Genomic DNA, 14335 nt, shown 5'->3' with positions numbered 1-14335 from the left:
ACTGCCATGACTTCCGCAACCGACACCTTGCTCGCCACCCTCGAACACTGCGATATGGTGGAAATCGACGGGCTGCACGCCTTCGAATTCTCTCTCGATGAAGACGATAACCTGCACATTGAATGCCTGGACGGTCGTGTGTCCAAGCACTGGGAGTTCACCCCGGCCGAAGTCCAGGCCGCGACCTTCGACCCAACCCTGCAAAGCTGGCTGATCACCGGCAGTTCCGGCGAGCACCGGTTGGTGTGCATGACCGCGTTCCGCGGTGATGACGACGAGGAAGACACGAATGAGGATGCGTAAGCTCTGGCCACTGTTGATGGCCGGCAGCGTCTGCGCGATGGGTTTTCAGGTTGCATTGGCCGACGACTATCAGTTGCTGGTCGGCTCCTACACGGCCGGTCAGAGCCAAGGGATTTATCGCCTGAACTTCGACAGCGCCACCGGGCAGATCGATGCCAAGCCGTTACAAGTGGTCAAGAGTGAAAACCCGTCCTGGCTGACCCTGTCCAAGGATCAGCGTCACCTGTTCGTGGTCAACGAAAACGGCCCGGGCCAGACCGATCCGGTAGGGCGCGTCAGCAGTTATGCGATCGATCCCAAAACCCATGAACTGAGCCTGATCAATCAGGTGCAGAGCCTGGGCAACGAGCCGACGCATTCGGGCCTCAGCGTTGACGCCGGTCACCTGTTTGTCAGCAACTATTCGGTGGCTGAAGATCCGGGTGGCACCCTGGCGGTGTTGCCGGTGGGCGTCGATGGCACGCTCAAACCGGTGGTGCAGATGAGCAGCCATCCATCGAGCCGGGTCAATCCCGAGCGGCAGATGTCGGCGCACGTGCATTCAACGGTTTCGTCGCCGGACGGCCAGTATGTGTTCTCCAATGACCTGGGCGCCGACAAGATCTTTGCCTACCGCTTCGACCCCAAGGCCAACCCGGAACTGCCCTTGACCGCCGCTACACCGGCGTCCGTCCAGTTGCCACCCGGCAGCGGTCCGCGTCATCTGCTGTTCAGCGCCGATGGCAAGCACGCGTGGCTGACCATGGAAATGAGTGCGCAGGTTGCGGTGTTCGATTACAAGGACGGCCAACTCAAGCAAACGCAAATGGTCGAGTTGGCGACGGGGCAACCCGTTTCGGACAAGGCAGCTGCTGCGCTTCACGCGTCAGGCGATGGCAAGTTCCTCTACGTCAGCAACCGTGGCACCGCCAATCAGCTGCTGGTGTTCGCCATCGATCCTGCGACCGGCCACCTCAAGGAGCTGCAACGCCGTTCTGTTGAAGGTGATCACCCGCGCGAGTTCAGCCTCGATCCGAGTGGCAAGTTCTTGTTGATCGCCAATCAGAAAAGCAACCAGATTGTCGTCGTCGAGCGCGATTCAAAGACAGGCCTGCTGGGTAAAACCGTGCAAAAACTGCCGATGGATGCCCCGAGCGACCTCAAGTTCATGGTGCGTCAATAGGCCGCAGGCCCCGGTTGATGGGGCCTGCATCCTTCTATTAATGACGCTGATATCTGCTAATGCTACAAAAGATTTCAAGGCGCCAACCTCGAAGGTTAAGTTTGCTTCACGGCCCCAACGGGCAAGCAAGCCAACTGAATCCGAGGAACACCGCCATGAACTTCAATCTCTTCTCCGTCATCGCTGCTTCTGCAATCTCCGCCACCGTTGCTCTGCCAGCCAGCGCCAACGTTGAAATCAGCGACAAAAAATCCCACGCCCAAAGCTACACCCAGAAATACCTGCAACAGAGCGCCAACTTTTACGCGGCTCTGGATCACAAGACCCAAGCCTGAAATTTGAACCCTGCACCCTTTATGCAGGAGCGAAGTCACTTGCGCCGATCAAGCTGAAAAGCTTTGAGAGACCTGAGTGATGTCGCTCCTGCATAACGCGTTTACGACAGCATCATATTGCCATCAATGTATTGCTTGATATCACATAGCCATAGGTTTAAATTTGACGCTGATTTTTTGACTCCTTCCCATGATAAGGATCGACAGCATGGCAATGCGTCTGGCCGTGGTTCTTCTGTTTCTCTATTCCACCCCCATTCTTTCGGCTGCCCAGCCCGTTCCAGAGGAGCCGGATGCGGCCCGCGAACGCATGATGAGTTTTATTGAAGACTGAAATAGTCTGGCTTAATGATCAACGAAGCTGATGGTCACTATGGATAACCCTGAGTGGTTATCACCGCTTTATTGATCGATTCTGTGGGCATCGAAACATGCCTGCGGAGAACATCATGGCCAGCTCAATCATCACTTCTGCCAAACACGGCGCCTACCTGGCTATCGCTCTTTACGTAGCCATGGTGCTGGTTTTCAGCCTCTCGCCACAATCGCGTCAACCTCTTGAAGCGCCGATTCAAGTCGCTCATCCCGGCATCCAGTTTGAACACCGTTCGCAAAACGCGATGGTCGATCAGGCTGAACTCGCGGGAGTCGCCGGAGCATGAAAGGGCACAGACTTTGGGTCATCGCCTTCCTGGCGTTCATGACCAATGGATCCTCGTTGTTGGGGATCGGACAGGCCTCGGCGGGGTCGGTGGCGCGGACTATAGAAGCCAATCACAACCTTGCTCGTAACATTGAAACTGCGAAGGCCCTGGGGCTGTTGGCCGGCAATCCGCCAATCGAACGCCAGAACGATTTCTTCGGGCCGTTCCACGTGGATTGCTCGGCGTTGCAGATGTGTTCAGTGTTGGCGTGAGTCGGTGTTATTTCTGCATCACGCCAGTAAATAGCTCCGACTCCAGAAACCGCTGCAACCAGCCCTGCAAACGGCGATAGGGCGTCTGCCCGAACCACTCGCGATCGACATGGGCGAATTGCCGTACGAACGGCATCAGTGCCACATCCGCCAGACTCGGATGCTCGGCCAGCAAGTAGTCGCGTCCCTCCAGCAACTCATCGAGCTTGTGCAAAAACACCTCGCCCTCGGCGCGATAAAACGTCATCGGCTGCTCGGGATATCGTTCGGCGTACTTGTAGCGATTCAGGTGCACCTTGAACACCTGATCGTTTTCTTCGATCAGCCCGGCGATGAGTTGCTGACCGACAGGGTCATCCTTGAGCAACCAATCCTGCGGATCGCTCTGCGCCAGGGCCCAGTGCATGATCGCCAGGCTTTCATCGATCACCTGACCGTCGACGCTCAGCACCGGCACCGTGCCTTTGCTCGACAGCGCCAGCATTTCGGCAGGTTTGGCCTTCAGGCTGACCTCGACAATGTTCACCGCCACGCCGGAGTAGCGCAGGGCCATGCGCGCCCGCATCGCGTAGGGGCAGCGGCGGAAGGAATACAGCGTATTCATTTCACCTCCAGCGTACTCAGGCCGTTGCCCTGACGGCGGACCTGAATCTGCACCGGAATCCGTTCATGCATTTCCTGCACGTGTGAAATCACCGCGACTTTTCGCCCCTGCGCTTGCAAGCCGTCGAGAGCGTCCATGGCCAGTTGCAGGGATTCCGGATCAAGGCTGCCGAAGCCTTCATCGATGAACAGCGATTCGATTTTCAGCGTGCTCGATGCCATGGACGCCAAACCGAGCGCCAGAGCCAGCGACACCAGGAACGTCTCGCCGCCGGACAACGAATGCACCGAACGCAGTTCATCACCCATCTCGGTGTCCATCACCAACAAACCGAGCATGCTGCCGCCACGTTTGAGGCGATAGCGCCGCACCAGTTGGCGCAACTGAACGTTGGCGTGATGCACCAGCAGGTCGAGGTTGTAGGCCTGGGCGATCTTGCGGAAGGTGTCGCCCGTGGCCGAACCGATCAGTGCATTCAAACGTGCCCAGCGCTGGTACTCGGTGTAGGCATCGGCAATCTGCTGCGCGAGGGCCTGATTGGCGTTTTGCCGGCGCTGATCCTCAGCCTGTTCGGCGCGCAGTTCGGCGCAACGGTGTTCGCTGGCGGTGAACAGGTTTTGCAGCTCGGCAAGCGCTGTCGCCAGTTGTTCGGCGTCGAGATTGCCGTTGTGCTGTGCTTGATGATTGAGCAGACGCTGATCGCGTTCCTGCAACAGAACCTTGGTCTGTTCGATGGCTTTTTCGCTTTGCTGCAATTGCTGACGCAGTTCGCTGACCCGCTGGTCGTCGACACTCAGCAGATCTTCCAGACCACCGTCATCCAGTTCCGGATGCAATGCGCGCCAGTCGGCAATCTTGCCGCTCAGCTCGCGATCTTCGGTTTCCAGTGCCTGCGAGCGTTCCTGCTGGGCCTTGAGTTCGGCGTCCAGCTGTACCAGCCGCGTACGCACGGTTTGCAGTTCCTGATTGGCCGTCGCCTCAGCATTGCGCGCCTGTTCGACGGCTTGATCCAGTTGCTGCTGCCACTGCTCGGCGCTGGTGTGTTCGCCGAGCAATTGCGTGAGTTTTTGCTGGCAGGCCTGTTGCTGGTCGGCGAGGGCGGTGAACTGCTGGCGGGCCGTTTCCAACTGTTGGAGGCGAGTGAGTTGGCGGTCCTGTTCTTTCTCCAGCGTCTGCTGCCGTTGTTGCTGTTCGCCGAGTTCATCGCGCTGCTGATCGAGTTGTTCCAGCCGCTGGGTGATCTGCCGGTCCAGTTGCATGAAGGTCGCGGCCGGTTCGTTGCGCAACGCTTGCAGCGTATCGGCCGGGAGCAGGGTGCTGAACGCCGTCAACTCCTCGTCCAGACGCTGGCGATCACGGCTCAACTCACGTTGCTGGTTGGCCAGGTGCTGGGCAGCTTGCTGGTTCGCCGCTTCAGCGCTACGCAGTTGCTGTTGAAGGCGCGCGGCGTCCTGTTGCAGGGTGAGCAGCGCGGTTTGCCGTTGTTCGTCCTGAGTGATGCTTTGGTTCAACTGGTTGTTTTGCTGCACCAGCCAGGCATCGCGTTTGAGCGCATCCTGCGTGAGCAGCTGCGTAGACAACGGATGTGCTTCAAGGCTCGGCGCCAGGCCCTGTTGCTGGGTCGCGAGGTGTTCTTGCTGTTGCAGCAACTCCTTTTGCTGCGCAATCACGCCGCCCACTTCAGCGCGCAGGTCAGTGAGCTTTTCTTTCAGCAGGTCGACGGCTTTTTGGGCGTTGGCCTGTTCGCTTTCATCATGCCGGCCAAGGCTCTGCAGCAGGGCTTCGGGCTGATGATAGGGATGGTCGGGGCTGCCACAGACCGGGCACGGCTGATCGTCCTGCAACTGCTCGCGCAGTTCTTCGACGCTGGCGCTGCGGGCCAGACGCTGACGTTCCAGCAGTTCGCGGGTCACGGTCAGGGTCTGTTCGGCGACGACCAATTCGTTCTTGGCTTTCACACCGTCCTGGGTCAGACGTTCTCGTTCCTGCTGAGCGGTCAGCTGGCGCTGCTGGAGTTCGGACGCGCGCTTGTCCAGTTCCTGCTGACTGGCCCACAGTCGCGTCAGCTCTTCAAAGGCCCGCTGCTGCTTGCGGTTGTCTTGCAACAGACTGCCGAGAATCCGGATCTGCTCGGCCACTGCTTCCGGTTCGGCGCCGGCCTCCTTGTACAGCACTTCAAGGCTCTGGCGCTGAGTGGACAGGTCCTCGGCAGCGCGAGCGGCGCTCTGTTCCAGGGCGGCCAGTTCGGCCTGGCCCTTGTTCAGGCGATTGCCGATCAGCATCAGCTGTTGCAGGCGATCACGGTAGGCGCTCCAGGCATCGCTCAACGGCGCCAGAGGGGTGCTTTGCTCAAGCTCCCCGGCAATCCGCTGCAAACGTTCGGCGACCTGTTTCTGTTGGTCGAGCAAACCTTGGATCGTGTTTTGGCCCTGAGTGCACGCCAGTTCCGCCTGCTGCTTGAGGTCGGCACTGAGACTGGCATCCTTGACCAGACGGGCGAGGGTGCTTTGCTCTTCGAAGGCCTGACGCAGCAGTGGAGCGCTTGAGGTGTGTTGGCTTTGGGCCTCGACCAGCGCGGTCTGCGCAGCACTCAGGCTGTGTTCGAGTAGCGCTTGGCGCTCATTCAGTTCGGTTTGATGTTGGGTGTGCTGCTGAATCTGCGCGGCCAGCGGTGTGAGCTGGGCAGTGAGTTCTGTCTTGCGGGCGAACTGGTGCCGTTGCGGGGCCAGTTGTTCCAGGCGAGTCAGCTTTAAACGTTCGCCGGCCAGACCTTCCCAGTGCTGCCGGGCCGATTGCAGCTGTTCGGTGGCGCTCTGCTGCTCGTCCTGCAACTGGCGCAAATCTTTGAGCCAGGTGTGTTGCAGTTCCAATTGCTTGAGTTGCGCTTGCTGGGTCTTGAGTTGCTGCTGAGCCTCGTTGAAGCGTTCATCGAGCTCGGCCCGGGCTTCTGGCGACAATGGCGTCACGCCGGTGGCCTGGTCCTGCAACAGCTTGTGGGTTTCGCGAGCCTCTTTGGTTTTGTCGAACGCCCGGCGACCGAGGCGCGTATAGAGCGCGGTGTCGGTGAGTTTTTCCAGCAGTTCGCTACGTTCGTTGTCGTTAGCCTTGAGGAAAGCACTGAATTCACTCTGAGCCAGCAACACCGCGCGAGTGAATTGCTCAAAGTTCAAGCCCAGTACGGATTCGAGATGGGTTTTGAATTCAACTTTCTGACTGGCCAGCAGTTGATCCAGATCGATGTCGCGCAAACTCTGACGACTGGCTTGCAGCTTGCCGCCGGCCTTCTCCCGGGCGCGATTAGCCTCCCAGCGAGCGCGGTAGCGACGGCCATCGATGCCAACGAAATCTACTTCGGCATAACCTTCACCGGTGCCGCGACGCAGTAGCGTGCGGGGGTCGCCAGTGCTGATCTCGCCATCGGCGTCTGGCGCTTTGGCAGACACCTGAGCATTGCTCAGCCGAGGCACGGCGCCGAACAGCGCCAGGCACAAGGCGTCGAGCAAGGTGCTTTTACCGGCGCCGGTCGGCCCGGTGATCGCGAACAGACCGGCGCTGGCCAACGGCTCAGCGGTAAAGTCGATTTCAAAAGGCCCGGCCAGTGAGGCGAGGTTTTTCAGGCGGATCGCGAGGATCTTCATGGTTGTTCGCTCTCCATCTGCACGTCTTGCAACAGCTCGGCAAAGTCCTTGAGGGTTTGCTCATCGACCTCGCTGCCGTAGTTGTCCTGCCAGGCGCGGCTGAACAGTTCCTGAGGTGAGAGCTGGTCGAGCTCGATCAAGGTCGTGCCGTCATCGACGCCATCGCGGCTGCCATTGCCGGCATATTCAGCTGCGATTCGCACCAGGCGCACGGCTTTGCCTTGCAGGGCGGTTTCCACTTGATAGCGCAAGTCGGGTTGCGGCTCATCGAGACGGACCCGAACTTCCAGCCACGGCTGGCGCTGGATATCGGCCAGCAGGTCAATGTTCGGCAAGTCGGCCAGTTGCAGCAGGATTTCCGCCAATGGCGCCGGACCGATGCGTTGCAGATTCACAGCCCGGGGGATCAGTTTGGGTTCGACGCTGACCAGGGTTTCGCCTTTCAATTGGATGTCGAGAATCTGGTGCTGATAGCCAATCTCGGAGAACGACAACGGAATCGGCGAGCCGCTGTAGCGGATACGCTCTTCACCATTGACCTTCTGCGGCTTGTGCAAGTGACCGAGGGCGACGTAACTGATGCTCGGCCCGAACAGGCTGGCGGGCAGCGCTTCGGCGTTGCCGATGATCAGGCTGCGCTCGGAGTCTTCCGACACCGAGCCGCCGGCCATGTGCGCGTGGCTGATAGCGATCAGCGCCTGACCTGGTTTGCGCTTGGCATTGGCCGCTTCGATCAGCCATTCGTGAACCTGACCGATACCGCGAAGGTAGTTGTCACCCAAATGCGCACCGGTCACTTCGGCGGGTCGCAGGAACGGCAGCGCCAGGCACCAGGCGACGGTTTTGCCTTTGGCATCCGGTAATGGCAGCAACAAGCGCTCGGCGTCGAGTTGACCATCATCCAGCCACAGCACACGGCCCAGCGCATGCGTGCGCAAACGCCGCATCAACGGCGCGGGCAATTCGATCCGCGAGCCGGAATCATGGTTGCCGGCGATCATCACGATGGTCAGCTTCGGTTGTTGTTCATGGGCGCTGACGATGAAGTCGTAGAGACGTTCCTGGGCTTTGACCGGCGGATTGACCGTGTCGAAGATATCGCCGGCGATCAGCAGCACGTCTGGCTGGTCCAGCTTCAGCTGGCGCAGCAGCCATTCGAGAAAGCAGGCGTGTTCGAAGTCGCGTTCCTGGCCGTGCAGGTTCTGCCCGAGGTGCCAGTCGGAGGTATGAAACAGACGCAAGGTGAACTCCGTAGGAAATAAGGTGATGGCCGCGAGGTAAATGATGGCGGCTAAAGGGGAGGGAGTTTACTGGCAAACACGATAGATGTGGCCACGGACTCCTTGTAGCAGCTGGCGAAGCCTGCGTCCGGCTGCGCAGCAGTCGTAAAATCAGCACACGCGGTGTATCAGACAAACCGTGCAAGCAGGATTTACGACTGCTGCGCAGCCGAACGCAGGCTTCGCCAGCTGCTACATGGAATGCGGTGGCAGTGGTTATTTGGGGTAAAGCGGCGGCAACCCGCTGTCACCCACCGGGTCCTGAACCCGCTCGGCATTCGGAATCGCCTTGATCGCCCGCCACAGATCGTCACCTTGCCAATGCTGGCCGGTTTCGCTGTAGAGCGCGCCGTTCAAGCCATCGAGGGCGTCGGACAGCGGCACAAAACGCGCCGCCATATCGGCCAGGGTTTCCGGTTGTTGGCGGGCCCAGGCGTCGAGGGCCTGGCGGGTGGCGTGGGAGTCGTTGGCCTGACAGGCGCGCTTGAGATCGTCGAGCACGGTGCGCGGGCTCGGGCCGGTCTGCGCCGCGCGCAGGATCGCCGGTTGCCAGCGGGCGCGCCACCAGAGACCGAAGCCCAGCAGGGTGGTGCAGGCCAGGATCAGGCTGCTGAGTTTCCACCACCAGAGGGCTTCGTTGTCGGCAGCGGAAAAGACTTGTGGCATGCCGGCCGGGGTGTCGACCATCAGGCTTGGATTGTTCGCCACTGGCAGGGTTCGGGCCGGCAGGCTGCTGTGATCCAGGTGGTCCTCGAAGGTGTTCCACCAGATCACTTCAACCGCTGGCAACTCGATTGCGCCGCTGCGCGTTGGCACCAGGGCCTCACGATCTTCGCGACTGCCGATCAGCCCGCGCTCGCTGTTCTGGTTGCCCAGCACCGGTTGATCCGGGTAGCGCCGCAAGCCGTTGACGTCGGTGGCGGGCAGTGGTGGCAATTGCGAACTGTCCAGCCCCTCAGCCTTTACCGTCAGGCTGCGGGTCAACGAATCACCCACCTGCGCATGATCCGGTTCCGGGTTCCAGCTTTCGCTCAGGCTGAGGCTGCGGGCCGGCAGCCATGGCATGTCGGCCGGGTAGGTGACGGGTTTGGCTTTGACCGTCAGCAGAATCTCGGCGGAGCTGACCCGCATTAATTTGCCGGATTTCGGTGCCTGGGCGGCGGCGTCCTGAGCGGGGTGTGCATCGACCAGTGCGGCATTGAATATCTGCGGCGGAATGACCAACTCACCGCTGTGTTGCGGGTAGATCGCGTAGCGCATCTCGATCACGCCGTGGCGCAGGCCATTGATGTCTTTCTCGTAGGTGCGCGCCTCGCCCAGTTGCTCGATGCGCACATCGGGGATTTGCAAAGGGGGCAGGCTGCTGTCGTCGTACAGCGACACCGAATGGTAGATACGCAAGGTCAGGATCGCCTGGGCTTGTACGTACACGCTGTTTTGATCAAGGCTGGCGTCGATGAACACCGGGTCCCGTTGGGTCGGGCTGTCCTGGGTTTCGGTCTCGACCACTTGTACGGTGATCGGCTGGCTCTGCACGTCACCCAGTCGCAGTGATGGAATCACCACGCTGCCATTCTGCCGAGGCAACAGAGTGATGATCCAGCGGGTGGTCGCACGGTTGTCGCCGTTCAGGGTGGTCAATTGGTTGACCTGACGGGTGCCACGCACGTCGAACAGCGGCTCCAGCGGTGTCAGATCAGGCTTGCCGAACTGCGTCACGTCGTTGGTTTCCAGGGTCAGATCAATCGTTTCGCCGCTGTTCAGGCGACTGCGATCGACACTGGCGACCAGCCCCGCTGCCTGGGCTTGAACAGTCCAGAGCAGCAGTGCGAGCAAGAAAGCGGTGAAGCGGGTCATCGAGTTTTTCCCTGATCCTGATGTTGTTGCTGTTCGTACCAGAATTTGCGTCTGAGCAATTCACCCGGATCATCCGGGATCTTGCGCAGCCATTGCTCCAGCGCCTGGCGTTGTTCACCATCGATGCTGTCGCTGGCCGGACGCATCGGTGGTCGGGTGCTGTCTTCATTCCCCAGCTCGCTGCCAGGGACTTCATTGGTGCCGGGTTTCGACGGCGTTTTGCTCTGTGGGTCGGAGTCCGTCGTGGTTTGTTGGCCGTCGGTTTTCGGTTCGCCATTATCCGACGGTTGCGTGGCCGCGCCCGGCGGCGGTTCTTGTGTGTGGGGCTCGGTCTGGTTTTCGGAATTTTTGTCTGGAACAACGGGCGGTGGAGTGTTTTTCTGCTTGAGCAGACTTTCCACCAGCGCCTTGTTGGTCAGGGCCGGGCGCAAATCCGGTTGACGCTCCAGCGCCTGTTCGTAGGCATCCAGCGCGGCTTCCAGCTCACCGCTTTTGGCCAGGGCGTTGCCACGATTGTAGTGGGCGTGGGCGTCGCTGCCTTCGGCGAACCGCTGGGCGGCGCCGCTGTAGTCGCCTGCCTCGTAAAGCGCCACACCTTGCCATTGTCGATCTTCGAAATGCTGCGCAGCCTCGGCCGCGCGCTTCTGCTTGAGCAAGATCAGACCCTGTTGGTCGGGGCGCAGCCACAAATCGTTGAAGTCGAAGGCATAACTCGGTTGTGGCAGCAAAAACAGCAGAGGCAAGCAGAACAGCCAGCCGCGGCGACCGGCGCACGCCGCCAGCAGCAGCAACGGCAACAACAGCCAGTAACCCTGATCGGCCCACGTATCGAGGCGCAGGGTCTGGCCGTCGTTGCGCAGCGCGCGTGGTCCCTCGAGCAAGCCGAGTGCGCGCAGGTCGGCATCGTCCAGGCGCGCGTGGCGATAGCGTCCGTCCAGGCCGTTGGCAAAGGCTTTCAGGCCTGGTTCGTCCAGATGTGGCACCAGAATCGCGCCCTGGTCGTCCTTCAGAAAACTGCCGTCCTCCTGGGTGATCGGCGCGCCTTCGGCAGTGCCGATACCGAGCATCTGAAATTGTGTCGACTTGCCGTCCAGCGCCTGTTGAATCCCTTGGCGTTCCTGTTCGGTCAAGGTTGAACCGATCAGCAGGATCCGCCCGTCACCGAGGGCGCCCTGTTCCAGCAGGGCAAGGGCCTTGGTCACCGCGAGATCGGCGCGATGTCCTGCCTGGGGCATCAGCGAAGGCTTGAGGGCATCCAATAGATTGCGGCTGGTCGACAGGTCATCCGACAGCGGCACCAGCGTGTGAGCGCTGCCGGCGTAGACGACGATCGCGGTCTGGGCATCGCTGCGGTTCTCCAGCAGGTCGAACAGCTTGCGCCGGGCCTGTTCCAGCCGGTTGGGTGGTACGTCGGTGGCGAGCATTTCCGGGGTCAGCTCAAGGACCACGACCAGCGGGTCGGCGGGCTTCTGACTGGCTTGCTCGACACGTTCCCAGCTCGGGCCGAGCAGCGCCAGAACGGTCAGCACCCAGGCACATCCAAGGATGACCCATGGCAATTTGCTGTCGCGACCGTTGCCACCACTGAGCAACGCCGCATGGAAGGCCGGTGGCAGAATCATCTGCCAGCGCCCGGCGCGTTTCTGCCGATGCCAGAGCTGCCAGAGCAACCAGCCGAGCAATGGCAACAACAGCAACCACCAGGGGCGGAACAAGTACGGCCAGAGTGCACTCATCGGCGCCTCCGCAGACGCAGGCGTTTAAGCCGCTGGCGCCAGTCGGGCAGTTGCGATTGCAAAAACAGATCCTTGGTAAACAGTCGCCGAAACGGGTTGTCCGGCCAGCGCTCGCGAACCACCAACAGCATGCTCAACAGCAACGCTATTGCCAACGGCCAGTGGTACAACGCCTGCGCCGGGCGGGCCTGAGTCGGTTGCTGGGTCACCGGTTCCAGTTTGTCGAGGGTGTCCTTGATCGCTTGCAGTTCCTTGTCATCGTGGGCGCGAAAATACTGGCCGCCGGTGGCTTCGGCGATCGCCATCAAGGAGGGTTCATCGAGGTCGAGGCTCGGGTTGACCCCAAGGAAACCCAAAGTGCCGCTTTGCTCCGGATCGGCGCCGATACCGATCGGGTAGATTTTCACGCCTTCGCTAGCCGCCAGCCGCGCAGCCGTGAGCGGATCGATTTGGCCACCGTTGTTGGCGCCGTCAGTGACCAGAATCAGTACGCGACTTTGTGCCGGACGTTGGCGCAGGCGTTTGAGGGCCAGGCCGATGGCATCGCCGATGGCGGTGTTCTTGCCGGCGATGCCGATCCGCGCTTCGTCGAGCCACACGCGCACCGTGTGTCGGTCGAACGTCAGCGGTGCTTGCAGATACGCTTGGCTGCCGAACAGGATCAGGCCGACGCGATCGCCATCGCGACTTTCAAGGAAGTCACCGAGCAAATGCTGAACCAGTGTGAGTCGACTGACGTCTTCGTCCTGCCACTGCATGTCGGGGTAATCCATCGAGCCAGACACGTCGACCGCTACCAGCAGATCGCGACCGCTGGCGGCGATGGGCAGCGGTTCGCCAAGCCATTGCGGGCGCGCCGCGGCGATCAGTAACAACAGCCACAGCAGAATGAACGGTGCCTGTTGGCGCCAGGCCGGCAGGTTGGCCCGGGCGCGGCGGCGGACCAGACCTTCGAGGTCGCCGAGGAAGCTGACTTTGAGCGCCGGTTCGCCACTGTCGGCGACAGGCAGCACGATGCGCATCAGCCAGGGCAGTGGCAGCAGGGCAAAGATCCACGGCCAGGCGAACTCAAACATGTTTACGAATCCAGGTGTCGACAGCCTGAGTCAGGCCGGCGATGGCCTTGTCGTCGAGTTTGCATTCGGGTTTGTAGGCGCCTTCGACCAGCACCATCCAGCGGGTCAGGCCGGCGGCGGGGCAGCGATTATCGAGGAATGCCAGCCATTTGCGCCCATTGAGGGTATGGCTCTGGCTGTAGGGGTAGTGGTTGCGGCACAGGCGTTTGAGCAAACCGTTGAGTTGCTGCAACCAGGCACCGGCCGGAGCCCCGTCGTAGGGTTTGGGCATCCGCGCCAGTTCGGCCAGCGCGGCGAGGCGCACTGGGTCCAGCGGTTGTTCGGCGCGCACGATCGGACGCTTGCTCGGAAGGAAGTGCCTTGCCTTCCACAGACCGAAACCGATGAGCGGTATTAACAGCAGCAACAGCCACCAGCCCGGTGCCGGTGGCCAGAATTCGATCGGTGGCGGGGAGATCAGCGGTTGCAGTTGATCGAGGCTGCTCATCGGCCTTTCCCCGGCTTCTGTGGGTTCAGGTACTCGCGCAGTTGCTCGACCATCTCACTCTGGGTGCTCAAGGGCATCAGCAATATCCGCAGCTTCTGCGCCAGCAATTCCCAGCGAGCGATGCGTGCTTCGGCCTGGGCGCGATAGGTCTGGCGCAGCTCGAAATTGAGGGTGTCGAGTTCCAGTTGCGCACCGCGTTCGGCGAAGCGCAAAAGTCCGGCGGCGGGCAGGGCGTGATCGAGAGGATCAGACACCGGCAGCAGCAATAGATCGCAATGCCGCGACAACAGGCTCAGCTGTTGTTCGGCGCCTTCGGTCAGGGTGCGTTCGTCGCAGATTATGATCACCAGGCTGCCGGGGCGCAGGACTTCCCGGGCACGGCGCAGGGCAATGTTGAAGGCGTCCCGGTCCGGCTCGTTTTCCGTGTGCAGCGACTGATTGACCCGCACCAGACGGTTGAGTAATTGCAGCAGGCTCTGTTTGCTGCGTCGTGGCTTGATTTCATAGTGTTCGTTGTTGCCGAACACCAATCCGCCGACCCGATCGTTATGACCCAGTGCGGCCCAGCCGATCAGGCTCGCGGCCTGGGCGGCGAGCACCGATTTGAACATCAGCCCCGAGCCGAAAAACAGCCGGCGACTTTGCTCGACCATGATGAAAATCGGCCGCTCGCGCTCTTCATGGAACAGCTTGGTATGGGGTTCCTGGGTCCGCGCGGTGACGCGCCAGTCGATGCTGCGCACGTCATCGCCGGCCTGATAGACCCGCACCTGATCGAAGTCCACCCCGCGCCCGCGCAGTTTGGAGTGGTGCAGGCCGATCAGCGGGCTGCGCTGGCTCGGTGTGGAAAACAGTTGCACTTCACGCACACGATGGCGCATCTCGATCAGCTCGGCGAGGCTGACACGGATGCCCGGCTCGGGCGGCAGGATGACGTTCAT

Annotated in this window: 14 protein-coding genes; 6 read left to right on the top strand and 8 right to left on the bottom strand. The window is 60.9% G+C overall.

Annotation, left to right across the window (positions count from 1 at the left end):
- Positions 1–6: 6 nt before the first annotated feature.
- From ACSQ87_RS17880 to ACSQ87_RS17855, 6 genes are all read left to right on the top strand, one after another.
- Positions 7–303, top strand: coding sequence for a DUF5629 family protein (locus ACSQ87_RS17880; RefSeq protein ID WP_436273968.1), 297 nt, complete (start codon positions 7–9; stop codon positions 301–303).
- Entirely contained in the window at positions 296–1465 is a 1170-nt protein-coding gene (locus ACSQ87_RS17875; RefSeq protein WP_436275101.1) for a lactonase family protein, read from the top strand. Before ACSQ87_RS17880 ends, ACSQ87_RS17875 begins: the two co-directional genes overlap by 8 nt.
- Positions 1466–1620: 155 nt before the next feature.
- Positions 1621–1800, top strand: a complete 180-nt coding sequence (locus tag ACSQ87_RS17870) for a hypothetical protein (RefSeq protein ID WP_008030101.1) — start codon at positions 1621–1623, stop codon at positions 1798–1800.
- 208 nt (positions 1801–2008) lie between these two features.
- Positions 2009–2134 (top strand): hypothetical protein, encoded by a 126-nt coding sequence (locus tag ACSQ87_RS17865; protein ID WP_415768812.1) that lies wholly within the window; start codon positions 2009–2011, stop codon positions 2132–2134.
- 115 nt (positions 2135–2249) lie between these two features.
- Entirely contained in the window at positions 2250–2462 is a 213-nt protein-coding gene (locus tag ACSQ87_RS17860; RefSeq protein ID WP_436273967.1) for a hypothetical protein, read from the top strand.
- Entirely contained in the window at positions 2459–2716 is a 258-nt protein-coding gene (locus ACSQ87_RS17855; RefSeq protein ID WP_223433554.1) for a hypothetical protein, read from the top strand. Before ACSQ87_RS17860 ends, ACSQ87_RS17855 begins: the two co-directional genes overlap by 4 nt.
- A 7-nt stretch (positions 2717–2723) precedes the next feature.
- On the opposite strand, the gene ACSQ87_RS17850 is transcribed toward ACSQ87_RS17855, so the two are convergent.
- From ACSQ87_RS17850 to ACSQ87_RS17815, 8 genes are all read right to left on the bottom strand, one after another.
- Positions 2724–3320 carry a glutathione S-transferase gene (locus ACSQ87_RS17850; protein ID WP_436273966.1) on the bottom strand — a complete coding sequence of 199 codons (597 nt, stop codon included), beginning with the start codon at positions 3318–3320 and terminating at the stop codon, positions 2724–2726.
- Positions 3317–6958, bottom strand: a complete 3642-nt coding sequence (locus tag ACSQ87_RS17845; protein ID WP_436273965.1) for an SbcC/MukB-like Walker B domain-containing protein — start codon at positions 6956–6958, stop codon at positions 3317–3319. Before ACSQ87_RS17845 ends, ACSQ87_RS17850 begins: the two co-directional genes overlap by 4 nt.
- On the bottom strand, positions 6955–8199 hold the full coding sequence (locus ACSQ87_RS17840; RefSeq protein ID WP_150657581.1) for an exonuclease SbcCD subunit D C-terminal domain-containing protein: 1245 nt from the start codon (positions 8197–8199) through the stop codon (positions 6955–6957). Before ACSQ87_RS17840 ends, ACSQ87_RS17845 begins: the two co-directional genes overlap by 4 nt.
- Positions 8200–8454: 255 nt before the next feature.
- Positions 8455–10095 (bottom strand): BatD family protein, encoded by a 1641-nt coding sequence (locus ACSQ87_RS17835; RefSeq protein ID WP_436273964.1) that lies wholly within the window; start codon positions 10093–10095, stop codon positions 8455–8457.
- Positions 10092–11831, bottom strand: a complete 1740-nt coding sequence (locus ACSQ87_RS17830; RefSeq protein ID WP_436273963.1) for a tetratricopeptide repeat protein — start codon at positions 11829–11831, stop codon at positions 10092–10094. Before ACSQ87_RS17830 ends, ACSQ87_RS17835 begins: the two co-directional genes overlap by 4 nt.
- Entirely contained in the window at positions 11828–12907 is a 1080-nt protein-coding gene (locus tag ACSQ87_RS17825) for a vWA domain-containing protein (protein WP_223430322.1), read from the bottom strand. The genes ACSQ87_RS17830 and ACSQ87_RS17825 overlap by 4 nt, the downstream gene beginning before the upstream one ends.
- Positions 12900–13394 carry a DUF4381 domain-containing protein gene (locus ACSQ87_RS17820; RefSeq protein ID WP_150657585.1) on the bottom strand — a complete coding sequence of 165 codons (495 nt, stop codon included), beginning with the start codon at positions 13392–13394 and terminating at the stop codon, positions 12900–12902. Before ACSQ87_RS17820 ends, ACSQ87_RS17825 begins: the two co-directional genes overlap by 8 nt.
- Positions 13391–14335, bottom strand: a complete 945-nt coding sequence (locus ACSQ87_RS17815; RefSeq protein ID WP_046046923.1) for a DUF58 domain-containing protein — start codon at positions 14333–14335, stop codon at positions 13391–13393. The genes ACSQ87_RS17820 and ACSQ87_RS17815 overlap by 4 nt, the downstream gene beginning before the upstream one ends.

The organism is Pseudomonas sp. LjRoot277, assembly GCF_964253845.1.
Taxonomy (GTDB): domain Bacteria; phylum Pseudomonadota; class Gammaproteobacteria; order Pseudomonadales; family Pseudomonadaceae; genus Aquipseudomonas.
Note: the sequence above shows the minus strand (reverse complement) of the source record. Positions and strands in the feature narration are given on the sequence as shown.